Origin of the sequence: Streptomyces sp. NPDC094032 (genome assembly GCF_040303965.1) — a bacterium.
Classification (GTDB): Bacteria; Actinomycetota; Actinomycetes; order Streptomycetales; family Streptomycetaceae; genus Streptomyces.
Window position 1 is genome coordinate 196396 of record NZ_JBEOUE010000010.1, and the last position, 13305, is coordinate 209700.

Here is a 13305-nt window from a genome sequence, read left to right on the forward strand (position 1 = left end):
GCAGCCACAAACGACGGGGCGGAGTATGGCGTTCCACGACCTGGCAGCGCGCGACGGTCCTCGGCGGTCCCGGCGGTCGCCGACGGTCCTTGGCCGCCGCCCCGTCCGCGCCGCCACGGCGGACTGCGAGGATGCCCCCATGAGCACCCAGGAACGAGACACCCTGCTGGCCGAGGCGATCGGTCTGCGTGAGCGGGGCGGCCGTGAGGAGGCCAGGGACCGCCTCCTCGCCCTCTCGGCCCGCCACCCGGCCGACCCCGAGATCGCGTACCAGACCGCCTGGGCCCACGACGTACTCGGCCTGGAGGCCGAAGCCGTGCCGTACTACGAGAAGGCGCTGGCCGCGGGGGCGGAGGGACTCGGCCCCGAGGAACGCCGAGGAGCCTTCCTCGGCCTGGGCAGCACGTACCGCGTACTCGGCCGCTACGAGGAAGCCGTCGACACCCTGAGCCGCGGCACGGAGGAGTACCCGGAGGACGGCTCCCTGCGCGCCTTCCTCGCCATGGCCCTCTACAACACGGGCCGCCACCACGACTCCACCCGACTCCTGCTCCACCTCCTCGCACGGACCAGCGACGACCCGTTCGTCCGCGCGTACCGGGAAGCCATCGAGCACTACGCGGAGGACCTCGACCGGGTGGAGTGAGGTGAGCCGGCCCCCTCGTCGTACGCGTCGTTCTAGTCGTTGACCGCCGTCAGCAGCACGACCGCGTCCTCCAGGGCGGTGAGCCCGTGGCGTTCCTTCGGGATCATCTGGAGCGCGCCCGTCGCCAGTTCCTCGGCACGGCCCGCGGCGGTCAGCTCCACGCGGCCGCGCAGGACCTGGAGGCTCGCCGCCGGCGGTGCGTTGTGCTCGTCGAGGGAGGTGCCCGCCGTCAGGGCGATCACGCTCTGGCGGAGCACCCCGTCGTGCATCACCAGGTGGGCGCTGCGGCCGTGGGGCGCCGTGCGGGCCTTCGTCAGGTGTTCGTCGGCGAGGGCGGCCAGGTCGAAGGGGGCGGGTCGCTGCATCGTGTCTCCCTGTGAGGACGCGGACCGGTGCCCCCAGCCTTGCGTGTGGCGGGCGCGGCGCAAGTCGGGGACAGGTCCTAGGCGGCCCGGCGCCGCGAGGCCGCCAGGGCGCCCAGTGCCGTGAAGGCGGTCGCGGCGAGGACCGTCGCCCGCCAGCCGTACGCCCCGTACAGCCAGGCGGCCGTGAGCGAGCCGAGCGCGCCGCCGCCGAACGTGGCGAGCATGAAGACCGTGTTGACCCGCGCGGCCACCTCCCGCCCCAGGCCGAGCACCCGGGCCTGGTTCGCGACCTGGCAGGCGCTCGTGCCGAGGACGACGAGACCGGCGCCGGCCGCCAGCGCCACCGGCGCGTACGGGGCCAGACCGGCGACCACGAGGCCGAGGCCCACGCACCCCAGGGACCAGCGGCCGACCGGGCCCGCGCCGAAGCGGTCGGTGAGCGGGCCCGCGTACGCCGAGGCCAGCGCGGCCGGCACGGTGAGCAGCCCGAACAGACCCACCGCCCCCGGCCCGTACCCCAGCGGCGGGGCCGCCAGGTGGAAGACGAGCGCGGCCCAGAAGACGCTGTACGCCGCGAAGACGCACGCCCCGGCCAGCGCCGCGACCCGCAGCGCCCGGTGGACATCGAGCAGCCGGGGCAGCCCGGCGAGCATCCGCCCGTACGGCACCCGGCGTGCGCCCGGCGCACCGAGCCGCTCCGGGAGGGCGCGCGGCAGCACGCACAGCAGGCCCGCCGTCGCCACGGCGGCCACCAGGTACGCCGTGCGCCAGCTGCCGCTCGCGTCGGACACCGCGCCCGAGACCGTACGGGACAGGGTGGAGCCGAGGGTGAGGCCGAGGCCGATCAGGCCGACCACCCGGCCGCGCCGCTCGGCGCCCGCGAGGACGGCCGCCACCGGCGTGAGGATCTGCGGCAGCACCGTGGTCGTCGACAGGGCCAGGGTCGCGAGGAGCAGCGTGAGGATGTTGGGGGCCGCGGCGGCCACCAGCAGCGCGCCGCTGGTCAGGGCGAGCAGCGTGCCGGTCAGGCGGCGCAGCCGGGCGGTGTCGGCGAGCGGGACGAGCAGCAGGAGGCCCAGCGCGTAACCGACCTGCGCCGCCGTGGCGAGCAGGCCGGCGGTGCGGTCGGAGACGTCGAGGCCTTGGGCCACGGCGGCGAGCAGCGGCTGCGGGAAGTAGATGTTGGCGACGGTCACCGCTCCGGCGACGGCGAGGACCAGGACGTTCACGGGCGCGGCGGGCGAAGCCGTCCGGACCGGTTGGCGCGGACGGAGGGAGGAGAGGGTCACGTCCCTCAGGATTCCTTCGGCCCGCACCCGCCTTCAAGGTGCGACAATGCAACCGGCGTTGAGTGAGGCTAAACGATCGGAGGGGGTCCCGTGCTCGAACGGCACGAACTGGAGGCGTTCCTGACCCTCGGCGACGAGCTGCACTTCGGACGCACCGCCGAACTCCTCGGCGTCTCCACCGGCCGGATCAGCCAGACGGTCAAGAAGCTGGAGCGCCGCGTCGGCACCCCGCTCTTCGCCCGCACCAGCCGCAGCGTCCGCCTCACCCCGGTCGGCCGCCGCCTCCACGAGGAGCTCCGCCCCGCCCACCGCCAGATCCTCGCCGCCCTCGAACACGCCACCGCCGCCGGACGCGGCATGCTCGGCACCCTGCGCGTCGGCTTCGCCTCGCCGTGGGGCGGCGCCCTGCTCACGGCCGCGGCGGACACCTTCCTCGCCCGCCATCCCGGCTGCGAGATCACCCTCCGCGAGGTCCCCCTCGACGTCGGCACCCGTCCGGTCGAGGACGGCGAACTCGACCTCCAGTACGACACCTTCCCGGCCGGGCCCGGCCTCGGCTCCGGCCCGGTTCTCGTCCGTGAGGACCGGGTGCTGCTCGTCCCGGTCGCGCACCCGTTCGCCCGGCGTTCCTCCGTCGGCCTGGAGGACCTCGCGGGCCAGACCCTGGTGACCACCGGCGACTGCCACCCCCGCGCCTGGCGCGAGGCCCACTACCCGACCCGCACCCCCTCCGGCGCCGCCGTCGCCCACGGCCCCGCAGGCGCCACCTGGGAGGAGGTGCTGTCCCTCGTCGGCGCGGGCCGAGGCGTCTCCGTGGGAGCGGCCCGAGGCGCCCGCTACCACCCCCGCCCCGGCATCGCCTACGTGCCCTTCCACGACGCCCCGCCACTGGAGTACGGCCTCGTCTGGGCGACGGCCGCCGAGTCCGCGCTGGTCAAGGCCTTCGCGGAGACGACGGCGCGCATCGCGGCCGGGAGCGCGGCGACCGGCTGACCGCTGCGGCGCCACGGCGCTGCCGCGCTGCGGCGCTACGGGCCGAGCACGGCGGCGGGCGGGGTCCAGCGCCGGGAGCGGGGCACCGAGGACGACACCCCGAAGTCGGCCTTGAGGTGCTCCGGGATGGCGTAGTGCATGATGCGGCCCCGGGTGAGGGAGGACAGCTCGAACACCGTGGTGAGGTGCCCGATCCGGTCGAGCGCCCAGGCGCCGAGCGGCGACCGGTCCTCGATGGTCTCCAGGACGCCCAGAAGGTGGGGCACGGCCTTGACCACGGTGTCCCACGGGGTGCGCGGCACGTCGAGCCAGTCGGCGGAGGTGTCGCCGACGAGGAAGCGGATGAGGGCGGAGACGATCGGGTCGAAGAAGGTGCCGGGCACGACCTCCTCGTAGAGGTCGATGAGCTGCCGGGTCAGCACCGCGCCCTCCTCGGACGGCCCCATGTACCGGAGCATGTACCGGTCGAGGAACTCCCGGGCCTCGGTGAGGTCCTGCGGGACGACGTCCTGGTCGACCCCGAGGATCGCGCCGACCACCTTCCACGCGTAGTAGTAGGCCTCCGCCCCTTCCGTGGACATGTGGACGCCGAGCCGGTGCAGGCTGTCGAGCACGAGGATCGAGAAGAACATCTGCCCGCCGATCATGTCCTCCTGACAGATCGGCACCCCCAGCGCCGCCGTGTCCCAGCGGTCCGCGCGGACGAGGTGGTGGCGGATCGAGGCGTGCAGGAGCCGCACCTTCTGGGCGGCCGGGATGAAGCGGCCGCCGGCCTCGAACGCGTCCGGCCGCATCAGATGGACGGTGAACTGCCCGGTCTCCGCCATCCGCTTGGACGGGTACTTCAGACCGTGGGTCGTCGACAGCAGCTTCGCCACGTGGGGGACGAGATAGCAGGCGGGCATCGAGGCGAAGGACAGCGCCGTGGTGATGTGCACGTCGTTGTCGATGAAGAACAGCCGGGCCTTCTCCATCTGCTCCCAGTCCACCCAGTCCGGAGCCGCGCTCGTGACGTGCAGGTACTCGCGCGCCACGTCGGGCAGCCCGTCCGGCAGGGGAGCGCCGGCGACGGAGACGTACCGCATGAGGGTGTTGAACTTCCCGACCTCGCCACGTTCGAAGAGCGTGGCGACAGTGGCGTCGGCGAGTTCGTCGCCGGTCCGGCGCAGGGGGTCCTGCGGCGCGTCGGTGGAAGGCATACGGGGGCTCCTTCGGGCTCCTGATACGGCGTCGTGCGAGGGGGCGGGCGGGGTGTGTACTAGGGGGGCCGGTGCCCCGGGGGCGTACGCGGGGGCGTCAGGCCGGCCGGATCGCGGCCGAGTGCGCGAGCGCGGTCAGGGCGGCGGCGCTCGACGGGGGGACGTCCAGGCCGTCGAGCGCGCCGAGCGCCTCCTCGACCCGCGCGGCGATCATCTCCTCGACGCGGTCGGGCGCCTTCAGCCGCCGCATCAGCGCGCGCACCTCTTCGAGCGCGCCGTGCTCCGCCCGGGGGTCCTCGCCCGGACCGGTCCCTCCCAGGAGCGCGCGCAGCCGGTCGCGTTCACCCGGACCGGCGAGCCGCCAGGTCTCCGCGAGGAGGGCCGTGGGCCGGTGGCCGCGCAGGTCGTCGCCGTTGGACTTGCCGGTGCGCTCCGGGTCGCCGAACAGCCCGAGCAGGTCGTCCCGCAGCTGGAACGCCTCGCCCAGCGGCAGCCCGTACGCCGCGTACCCGTCACCCAGGAGCCGGCCGGCCCCGGCCAGGGCGCCGCCGATCAGCAGCGGCTGCTCCACGGTGTACTTGGCGGTCTTGTAGCGGATCACCTTCAGCGACGCCTCCGTGTCGGGGACGGCGCCGGTGTGCAGGATCTCCAGGCACTCGCCGGCGACCAGCTCCCGCGCGAGCAGCGCCCACAGCGGGCGGGCCCGGCCGAGATAGGCGGCGGGCAGGCCGCTGGTGACGAACAACTGCCCGGCCAGCGACATCAGCAGGTCGCCCACCAGCATCGCGAGGGAGCGGGCGGCCCCGTCGGCCCCCGGGTGGTGCGGCACGGCGGCGCGCAGGGCCCGGTGCGCGGTGGGCCGGCCGTGCCGCAGCGGGCTGTCGTCGACGAGGTCGTCGTGGACGACGGCCGCCGCGTGGACCAGCTCCAGGGCGGCGGCCGCCCGTACCAGCGGCTCGCTGTCGGGCTGCCCCGCCCCGCGCCAGCCCCAGTAGCAGAACGCGGCCCGCAGCCGCTTGCCGGCCGCGACCGCCGTCTCCAGCTGCACGGCCACCGGCGCCAGGGCGGGATCGACCCCCGCGAGCAGGTCGGCCTCCTGCGCGACGAACCGGTGCAGCGCCGTGTCGACCCGGGCCTTGAACGCGGCCGGATCCCAGGTGTCAGACATCGCCGGCGTCCCGCTGGGCCTGACGGTCCCGCACGTGCCGGGCGAGCACCTCCAGGTGCGGTGGTGGCGCGGCGGCGTACCGGTCGAGGGCGAGGCGCCCGCGCGCCATCAGGTCCCGCTCGGCGTCGGAGGCGAGCTCGGCCGCGTCCGAGCGGCGCAGCAGCCCCCGGACCGTGCCGAGCGCCGACCCCAGCGTGCTCACCGCCAGGTCGGCGAGTCCCGCCACGAGCAGGACCGCCTGGTCGTCCAGCCCTGCGCGGCTGCCGGAGTCCCGCGTCATGTCGCCCTCCCACTCTAGGAATCGTCCGCTCCAGCGTGGCGCGGCGTGGGTGGGGGGAAGGCCGGAACTCACGAACGAGTGAGTCGCCATCCGGCCGTCATAGGGTCGTCATCCGGCCGCCAGCGCATCCGTCAGCGCACCCGTCAGATGGTCGTACGCCACATGCGCGTGCAGCCGGACACCGGTCACCAGGGTGTCGTCGTCGGCGTAGAAGTGCGGGTTGTGGTTGGTGACGAGGCCACGGCCGTCCGGCAGCGGGACCGGCTGCCCGGCGGCGTCGAGGGTCGCGTCCTGGACGCCGAGCATCACGTACAGGCCGCCGAAACGGTTCACGAACTCGGAGACGTCGTCGTACCCCAGCGTCGCGCCGGTCTCCACGACCCGCTCCTCGCCGACGACGCGGCGCAGCGTCGGCAGCCCGGCGGCCACCCAGGTGGCGGTGTTGTGCACCGGCGGCACCGCCTGGAGGTAGTCCACGGCCGCCGTCGCGCCGTACGCCGCCGCCGTGTGCTCGGCGAGCGTCGTCAGCCGCCGCTGGACCTCCGCCATGTCCGACTCGACGGCGCAGCGGACCGTGCCCCACAGGGTGACGGTCTGGCCGATGATGTTGAAGCGGCCGACGTCCTCGACGTGCCCGATGGTGACGGTGACGGGGTCGAAGGCGGAGACCTGGCGGTAGATCTGCCCGATCCCGGTCACGATGCCGCCGGCCGCCGGCATCGGGTCGACCCCCTGCCAGGGCGTGGACCCGTGCACCTGCTTGCCGGTGACGACGATCCTGACCAGCGAGGACGCCGCGTACTGATTGCCGACCCGATAGCCCACATACCCCTTGGGATACGGAGTCACATGCATCCCGAAGACCATCGAGGGCACCGGATCGGCGAACGCCCCCGCCTCCAGCATCGCCCGGGCCCCGCCCTCCTCGGTGACCGGCGGCCCCTCCTCGGCCGGCTGGAAGACGAACAGCACGGTCCCGGGAAGCCGCTCACGCGCCCCGGCGAGGACGCTCGCCGCACCCATCAGCATCGCGGTGTGACAGTCGTGCCCGCAGGCGTGCGAGACCGGGAACGGGCCGCCCGGATAGTCCGCGTCGACGCTCTCGGAGGCGAAGTCGGCACCGCACAGGTCCTTCACGGGCAGCGCGTCGATATCGGCCCGCAACGCCACCGTCCGCACCCCCGGCAGCCCACCCCGCAGCACCCCCACCACACCGTGCCCGGCGATCCCGGTCCGCACCTCGTCGAGCCCGAGCGACCGCAGATGCTCTGCCACGAACCGAGCCGTCCCGACCTCACGATTGGACAACTCGGGATACCGATGCAGATGCCGCCGCCAGCCGACCACCCGCCCCGCCACCCCCTCCGCCCCCCGATCCAACTCCTCACGCACCCCATCGATCCCACCGGTCTTCGCTTCCGTACTCACAGGGGCCTCCGTCGTGCCAGGGAACGGGCGGGGACGTGCGCGCACCAGACTGCCACGCGACCGGGCCGGGCGCCCGGTACCGGGCCGTCGCCGGTCAGGCCGCAGGGAAGCCCGGCGCGCCCCGCTCGATGATCGCCGCCGTGTCCACGCCCGGCGGGAGGGTGCCGAAGGCGATGCCCCAGTCGTGGTCCAGGCGGGAGGCGCAGAAGGCGTCGGCGGTGGCGGGGTGGCCGTGGCGGACGAGGAGGGAGCCCTGGAGGACGAGGGCGAGGCGTTCGACGATCCTGCGGGCGCGGTACTGGAGGTCGTCGAGGTCCGTCAGGTCCTTGCGGAGGCGGGCCGTCGCCGCGTCCAGGCGCCGGTCGGCGCCCGCCGCGCGGTCGACCTCCGCGAAGAAGGCCTCCACCGCCTCGGGCTGACGGGCCATCGCGCGCAGCACGTCGAGTGCGGCCACATTGCCCGAGCCCTCCCAGATGGAGGGGAGCGGCGACTCGCGGTAGAGGCGGGGGAGCCCCGAGTCCTCCACGTAGCCGTTGCCGCCCAGGCACTCCAGGGCCTCGGCCGCGTGCGCGGGGGCCCGCTTGCAGACCCAGTACTTCGTGACCGCGAGGCCGAGCCGCCGCAGCTGCTCCTCCTCGGCGTCCCCGGCCGTCGCCCGGTCCACCGCGCCCGCCAGACGCATCGCGGCGATCGTCGCCGCCTCGGCCTCGACCGCCAGGTCCGCGAGGACGTTGGTCATCAGCGGCTGGTCCACGAGGCGGGCCCCGAAGGCGCTGCGGTGCGTCGCGTGGTGCACGGCCTGGACGAGCCCCTGCCGCATCCCGGACGCCGAGCTGACGGCGCAGTCGAGCCGGGTCATGTTCACCATCCGGATGATGGTGGCGACCCCACGGCCCTCCTCGCCGACGAGCCGCCCGAGCGCGCCCTCGTACTCGATCTCGCTGGAGGCGTTCGAGCGGTTGCCCAGCTTGTCCTTGAGCCGCTGGAGACGGATCGCGTTGCGCGAGCCGTCCGGCAGCACCCTCGGCACCAGGAAGCAGGACAGGCCGCCGGGCGCCTGCGCGAGGGTCAGGAAGACGTCCGACATCGGCGCGGACGTGAACCACTTGTGCCCGGTCAGCGCGTACGTCCCGGGCTCGCCGGTCGGCACCGCCCGGGTGGTGTTCGCGCGGACGTCCGAGCCGCCCTGCTTCTCGGTCATCGACATCCCGGCGATGATCCCGCGCTTGCCGGTCGGGACCCGCAGCCCGAAGTCGTACGTGGTGGAGGTCAGCAGCGGCTCGTAGACCGCGGCGAGCTCCGGCTCGGCCCGCAGCGCGGGCACCGCGGCGTACGTCATCGAGACCGGGCACAGGTGCCCCGGGTCGGCCTGACCCCACACGAACACCTTCGCGGCGCGCGCCACATGCGCACCCGCCCGCCCGTCGGCCCAGGGCGCGGCGTGCAGGCCGTGCTGGACGGCCACGCTCATCAGCTCGTGCCAGTACGGGTGGAACTCGACCTCGTCGATCCGGTGCCCGTACCGGTCGTGGGTGTGCAGCACCGGGGAGTGCCGCTCGGCGAGCCGCCCCCACTCCTGGGCCTGCTGACCGCCGGCCATCACCCCCAGCTCCCGGACGTCGGGCTCCGCCCACTCGGCACCCTCGCGCCGCAGCGCCTCCAGGAGCGCGGGGTCGGCCGAGACGTCGTAACCGGTCAGCGGCGGGACTTGGTTGGTGACCTCATGCGTGGTGGGCATCGGGAACTCCCAGAGCTCGGAGGGTGAAGGTGACCAGCGCGGGTACGGTGCCGGGCCCGACGGCCTCCCCGGCCGTCTCCGCGCCGGACCCCTCGGTCAGCGGCCCGGTCAGCGGTCCGACGAGCGCCTCGGCGCCCGCGCCCACGAGCGCGGAGGCGGTCAGCCTGGCGTCCTGGGGCGGGAGCTCGCCGCTCTCGACGCCGGCGGCGATCAGCGAGGCGAAGACGTCGCGGAACGCGCGCCGGAAGACGAGCCGCTCGGCGTCGACGGCCGGGTCGACCGGCTCGGCGAGCAGCGCGTAGGCGAGCCGGGGCGACTTCAGGGCCCGGCTCGCGAAGGTCTCTATGACGGCCACCACGCGCTCGGCGCAGGTCCGGTGCGCGGCCAGGCCCGCCGCCTCGGAGACGGCGGCGACCTCGCGCCCGACGACCGTGCGGAACAGCTCGACCGAGAGCTCGGCCTTGCTGGGGAAGTGGCGGTACACACTGCCGGTGGCGATCCCCGCCCGCGCGGCGACGGCGGCCATCGTGCAGCCGGCGTAACCGTGCTCCGCGAGCAGCCCGAGGCCCGCCTCGACGACGGCGGTGCGCTGTGCGTCGATACGGGCCTGGACCGCCGGTGTGCGTCGGTAGGGCATGGAAGGAGTGAAGCAGTGATTCAGTCCTTCAGCAAGGATCCGCCCGCCGCTCCGTCAGGTCGCTCAGCGCGAACTCCTCGAAGCCCGCGGGCAGCGCCCCGGCGGACCCGTCGAGCGCGTTGAGGGCGTTGAGGGCGGAGACCAGCTTGCGTTCCTCGTACGTGAAGTGGGACTCGACCAGGGCGACGAGGCCGTCCAGCTCGCCGCTGATCCGCCGCGCCTCCGCGGGGTCCGGCTCGGGCCCCGCGCCGAGCCCGTCGACCAGCTTCTGGACGGCCCGCAGGAGCTCCGTCACCTGCTCGTGGTCCCGCGAGAGCTCGTCGAGCACGGGCCGCAGCTCGGGGTGGCGCAGGGCGAGGGCGGGGAAGACGCCCTCGTCCTCGGCGGTGTGGTGCCGGGTGAGCGCGGAACAGAAGGCGAGGCAGTGGGCGCGCAGTTCACGCGGGCGCTCCCCGCCGGAGGCGAGATGGGCGGCCACGTCCGCGCGCAGGCGGGTCAGCTCCTCGCGGAGGTAGAGGTGGACGTCGACGAGCTGGTTGCCGAACGCCGCGATGCGGTCGGTCGGTTCGGGGCTGGGGGACATGCCCGCATCGTAGAACGCGGGCACGCCCTCCAGGGCCGGTCGCGTCAGCCCGTGAAGACCTCCACCAGCGACCAGATCGCCAGCGCGGCCATGCACAGACCGCCGATCCGCTGCACGGTCTTGAGCGGGACGCGCTTCGCGATGAAGCGGCCCGCGACGAGCGCGAGCGCCGAGACGCTCATCAGGGCGGCGGCTGAGCCGATCGCCGTCGACCAGGTGCCATTGGTGGCGGCGAGGTTGGCCGTGGTGATCTGGGTGAGGTCGCCCCACTCGCTGATGAAGACGGCCATGAAGGCGGTCGAGAAGACGGGCCAGAAGCCGGTCACGGTCTTGCCGCCGGCGTCGTCCTCGTCCTCGTCGCCCCCGCCGCGCAGCAGCATGAACGCGCCGAAGCCGAACAGCAGCGCGGAGACCAGCTTGACGCTCCAGCCGGGCAGCAGACCGAGCAGGCTGCCCGCGCCCACGGCGATGGCCACGTGGACGATGAACGCCGTCGAGGTGCCGAACCACACGTACAGCGGACGCATGCGCGTGCCCATGGCGAGGGACGCGAACATCGTCTTGTCGGGCAGCTCGGCGAGGAAGATCAGCCCGAAGGCGGTGATGATCGCCAAGGGGTCGAGGTGCATACCGGGAGCTCTCTGCTCGGACCGGGCCCGGGCCCGACACGGCGCCTGGAGGGGCGACGGGAGGACCACTCGGCCCGGCATGACGAACCACGCCCACAGGTGCGGACGTGGCGTTGATGCCTGGCCGAAGGTCTCGCCCGTCCGCGCTTCCGCATGGACCCGGTCACCGGGAACCCGGGGGTTCCAGTGTGTCGACGACCGGTTCGCAGGGCTACTCCCCTTCGCTGTCCACCAGTGTAACGGACGGCCCGGGAGGCGTGGGGCGGGGTGCGTAGACACTGTCTACATCGCTGTTCGCAGAGGGTAGACAGTGTCTACGGAGATCGACTAGACAGGAGCCATGCCCGCTGAACCCATGCCACCCGCCACACCCCCCGCCCCCACACCGCCGCCCGACACCGGGCTGCGCGAACGGCTCGTCCGGGCCGGGGTCGAGCTCGTCGACGCCGAGGGCGTCCAGGCCCTGTCACTGCGCGAGATCGCCCGCCGCGCCGGGGTCTCGCACGGCGCGCCCCGCCGCCACTTCCCGACCCATCTCGACCTGCTCTCGGCCATCGCCCACGAGGGCTTCCGCGAGCTCGGCGCGCGCGTGGCACGCGCGGAGGCGGACACGGGGGAGGGCGGCGCCCGGGCCCGGATCGAGGCCCTGGCCCGGGTCTACCTCGACTTCGCCCGCAGCCGCAGCGGGATGTACGAGCTGATGTTCCGCCACGACCTCTTGGAGAGCGGCCGCCTCGGTCTGCGCGACACGAGCCTCCCGCTCTTCGCGCGCCTCGGCGCCCTCGTCGCCGAAGCGCGCCCGGACGCCGCCACCGATCCCGCCATCGCCGCCGGCGCGCTCTGGGCCAACCTGCACGGCATCGCCCAGCTCTGGCGCTGGGGCAGCCTGTCCCTCGCGACGGGCGCCGACGACGTGCGGCCGCTGCTCGCCGCCGCGCTCCGGGCGCACCTGGGCCCGCCGGAGCCCACCCGATGAGCACCGCCGTCGCAGCCCGCCCCGTCACGGCGACCCGGCACCGCGTCCTCGCCCTCACCTGCAGCGTCGTCGGCGCCGCCGTCGTCGCCCTCGACGGGACCGTGCTGACCGTCGCCCAGCCCGCCCTCCAGCGCGACCTCGGCGCCGGTCTCGGGCAGGTGCAGTGGACCAGCACCGGCTATCTCGTGGCCGTCGCCAGTCTGCTGGTGTTCGCCGGACGGCTCGGCGACCGGTACGGGCACCGCCGGATCTTCGCGGTCGGCTGCCTCGGCTTCGCCGCGGCCTCTGCCGGGATCGCCGTCGCCCCCGGGATCGGCACGGTGATCGCCCTGCGGGTCGCCCAGGGGATCGCGGGCGCCCTGCTGCAACCCGCCACACTCGGCATGCTGCGCGCCGCCTACCCGCCCGAACGCCTCGGGATGCCCGTCGCGCTGCGCACCAGCGCCATCGGCCTCGCCGCCGCGGCCGGCCCCCTCCTCGGCGGCGCGCTCGTCGGCGCGTACGGCTGGCGCGCGGTGTTCCTGATCGGCGTGGCCCCCACGGCAGCGCTCGCCCTGCTCTGCCTCGCCGTCCCCGAACGGCACCCGGCCCCGCAGGCCGAGGGCACCCCCGGACCCGGCGCGCTGGACCTCCCCGGCGCCGTCCTCCTCGGCCTCGCGCTCGCCTGCCTCGTCCACGGGCTTGTCACCGGCACCCCCGCCGCCCTCGCCGCCGCCGCGCTGGCCGCCCTCCTCCTCGTACGGCACGAACGGCGGGCCCCGCACCCCCTGCTGCCGCCGGGACTGCTGCGGCCCGGGCCGGTCACCGCCGGGCTCGGGGCGCTGCTCGCCCTGTCCGCCGCGCTCTCCGGCACCCTGTTCGCGGCCACCTACCTCTTCCAGGACACCCTCGGCCTCACCCCCATGGACACCGCCCTGCGCATGGTCCCGCTCGCCGTGCTCATCGTGCTGGGAGCGCCGGCCGCGGCCGTGCTCAAGCAGCGCCTCGGCGCCCGGGTCACGGCCACCGGGGGAGTCCTCCTCACCGCGGTCGGCGTGCTGCTCCTCGGCCGGCCGGGCGTGACGGACTCCGGCCCGGCGACGGGCGCCTGCGCCGCGCTGATCGGGGCCGGGTTCGCGGCCGTGATGGTGACCGCGACCTCCGTCGTCGTGCACCGCGCGCCGCCCGAACACGCCGGGGTCGCCGGCGGTCTCCAGCAGACCGCGATGAACACCGGACCCGTCCTCGGCGTCGCCCTGGCCTCCCTGCCGCTCGTCCCCGGCGGCGCCCTGCCCGTGCTCGCCGCCGTCGCGGCCCTCGCCCTGCCGGCCGCGCTCGCGCTGCCGGGCCCGCGCCGGGACACGGACACGCCACCGGCGCGGTGACACCCGGGTC

Annotated in this window: 14 protein-coding genes; 4 read left to right on the plus strand and 10 right to left on the minus strand. The window is 74.7% G+C overall.

The window, feature by feature from the left end; translation table 11 throughout:
- The first annotated feature begins 139 nt into the window (after nt 1-139).
- Nucleotides 140-646, plus strand: a complete 507-nt coding sequence (locus ABTZ54_RS17055; RefSeq protein WP_351663552.1) for a tetratricopeptide repeat protein — start codon at nt 140-142, stop codon at nt 644-646.
- Between the two features lie 32 nt (nt 647-678).
- Here ABTZ54_RS17055 and ABTZ54_RS17060 read toward each other — a convergent pair whose 3' ends face one another.
- Both ABTZ54_RS17060 and ABTZ54_RS17065 read right to left on the minus strand, forming a co-directional pair.
- Nucleotides 679-1011: a cupin domain-containing protein gene (locus tag ABTZ54_RS17060; RefSeq protein ID WP_351663554.1), complete on the minus strand. Its 333-nt coding sequence runs from the start codon at nt 1009-1011 to the stop codon at nt 679-681.
- Nucleotides 1012-1088: 77 nt separating this feature from the next.
- The gene (locus ABTZ54_RS17065) at nt 1089-2300 is read right to left on the minus strand and encodes an MFS transporter (RefSeq protein ID WP_351663556.1); all 1212 of its coding nucleotides are present in this window, start codon (nt 2298-2300) and stop codon (nt 1089-1091) included.
- A 90-nt stretch (nt 2301-2390) separates the two neighbouring features.
- On the opposite strand from ABTZ54_RS17065, the gene ABTZ54_RS17070 reads away from it, so the two are divergent.
- Nucleotides 2391-3293 (plus strand): LysR family transcriptional regulator, encoded by a 903-nt coding sequence (locus ABTZ54_RS17070; protein ID WP_351663558.1) that lies wholly within the window; start codon nt 2391-2393, stop codon nt 3291-3293.
- A 35-nt stretch (nt 3294-3328) separates the two neighbouring features.
- Here the strand turns inward: ABTZ54_RS17070 and ABTZ54_RS17075 are convergent, their stop codons facing one another.
- From ABTZ54_RS17075 to ABTZ54_RS17110, 8 genes are all read right to left on the minus strand, one after another.
- On the minus strand, nt 3329-4492 hold the full coding sequence (locus tag ABTZ54_RS17075) for an oxygenase MpaB family protein (protein ID WP_351663560.1): 1164 nt from the start codon (nt 4490-4492) through the stop codon (nt 3329-3331).
- A 97-nt stretch (nt 4493-4589) separates the two neighbouring features.
- Nucleotides 4590-5660 (minus strand): polyprenyl synthetase family protein, encoded by a 1071-nt coding sequence (locus ABTZ54_RS17080; protein WP_351663562.1) that lies wholly within the window; start codon nt 5658-5660, stop codon nt 4590-4592.
- Entirely contained in the window at nt 5653-5940 is a 288-nt protein-coding gene (locus tag ABTZ54_RS17085; RefSeq protein WP_351663564.1) for a polyprenyl synthetase, read from the minus strand. The genes ABTZ54_RS17080 and ABTZ54_RS17085 overlap by 8 nt, the downstream gene beginning before the upstream one ends.
- A gap of 108 nt (nt 5941-6048) precedes the next feature.
- Nucleotides 6049-7368, minus strand: a complete 1320-nt coding sequence (locus ABTZ54_RS17090; protein WP_351663566.1) for a M20 metallopeptidase family protein — start codon at nt 7366-7368, stop codon at nt 6049-6051.
- A 94-nt stretch (nt 7369-7462) separates the two neighbouring features.
- The gene (locus tag ABTZ54_RS17095) at nt 7463-9106 is read right to left on the minus strand and encodes an acyl-CoA dehydrogenase family protein (RefSeq protein ID WP_351663568.1); all 1644 of its coding nucleotides are present in this window, start codon (nt 9104-9106) and stop codon (nt 7463-7465) included.
- Complete coding sequence (locus ABTZ54_RS17100) at nt 9090-9743, minus strand: TetR/AcrR family transcriptional regulator (RefSeq protein WP_351663627.1); 654 nt, start codon at nt 9741-9743, stop codon at nt 9090-9092. The genes ABTZ54_RS17095 and ABTZ54_RS17100 overlap by 17 nt, the downstream gene beginning before the upstream one ends.
- Nucleotides 9744-9771: 28 nt before the next feature.
- Nucleotides 9772-10326 (minus strand): hemerythrin domain-containing protein, encoded by a 555-nt coding sequence (locus ABTZ54_RS17105; protein WP_351663629.1) that lies wholly within the window; start codon nt 10324-10326, stop codon nt 9772-9774.
- A gap of 44 nt (nt 10327-10370) precedes the next feature.
- Entirely contained in the window at nt 10371-10955 is a 585-nt protein-coding gene (locus ABTZ54_RS17110; protein WP_351663631.1) for a TMEM165/GDT1 family protein, read from the minus strand.
- Nucleotides 10956-11295: 340 nt separating this feature from the next.
- Between ABTZ54_RS17110 and ABTZ54_RS17115 the strand changes: the two genes are divergently transcribed.
- Complete coding sequence (locus ABTZ54_RS17115; protein ID WP_351663633.1) at nt 11296-11931, plus strand: TetR/AcrR family transcriptional regulator; 636 nt, start codon at nt 11296-11298, stop codon at nt 11929-11931.
- On the plus strand, nt 11928-13295 hold the full coding sequence (locus ABTZ54_RS17120) for an MFS transporter (protein ID WP_351663635.1): 1368 nt from the start codon (nt 11928-11930) through the stop codon (nt 13293-13295). The genes ABTZ54_RS17115 and ABTZ54_RS17120 overlap by 4 nt, the downstream gene beginning before the upstream one ends.
- Nucleotides 13296-13305 lie beyond the last annotated feature (10 nt).

What these genes read in the sequence shown, in the direction of transcription:
- ABTZ54_RS17055 (WP_351663552.1), top strand. Translation starts at nt 140, where the DNA reads ATGAGCACCCAGGAACGAGACACCCTGCTGGCCGAGGCGATCGGTCTG.
- ABTZ54_RS17060 (WP_351663554.1), bottom strand. Translation starts at nt 1,011, where the DNA reads ATGCAGCGACCCGCCCCCTTCGACCTGGCCGCCCTCGCCGACGAACAC.
- ABTZ54_RS17075 (WP_351663560.1), bottom strand. Translation starts at nt 4,492, where the DNA reads ATGCCTTCCACCGACGCGCCGCAGGACCCCCTGCGCCGGACCGGCGAC.
- ABTZ54_RS17080 (WP_351663562.1), bottom strand. Translation starts at nt 5,660, where the DNA reads ATGTCTGACACCTGGGATCCGGCCGCGTTCAAGGCCCGGGTCGACACG.
- ABTZ54_RS17085 (WP_351663564.1), bottom strand. Translation starts at nt 5,940, where the DNA reads ATGACGCGGGACTCCGGCAGCCGCGCAGGGCTGGACGACCAGGCGGTC.
- ABTZ54_RS17095 (WP_351663568.1), bottom strand. Translation starts at nt 9,106, where the DNA reads ATGCCCACCACGCATGAGGTCACCAACCAAGTCCCGCCGCTGACCGGT.
- ABTZ54_RS17100 (WP_351663627.1), bottom strand. Translation starts at nt 9,743, where the DNA reads ATGCCCTACCGACGCACACCGGCGGTCCAGGCCCGTATCGACGCACAG.
- ABTZ54_RS17105 (WP_351663629.1), bottom strand. Translation starts at nt 10,326, where the DNA reads ATGTCCCCCAGCCCCGAACCGACCGACCGCATCGCGGCGTTCGGCAAC.
- ABTZ54_RS17110 (WP_351663631.1), bottom strand. Translation starts at nt 10,955, where the DNA reads ATGCACCTCGACCCCTTGGCGATCATCACCGCCTTCGGGCTGATCTTC.
- ABTZ54_RS17115 (WP_351663633.1), top strand. Translation starts at nt 11,296, where the DNA reads ATGCCCGCTGAACCCATGCCACCCGCCACACCCCCCGCCCCCACACCG.
- ABTZ54_RS17120 (WP_351663635.1), top strand. Translation starts at nt 11,928, where the DNA reads ATGAGCACCGCCGTCGCAGCCCGCCCCGTCACGGCGACCCGGCACCGC.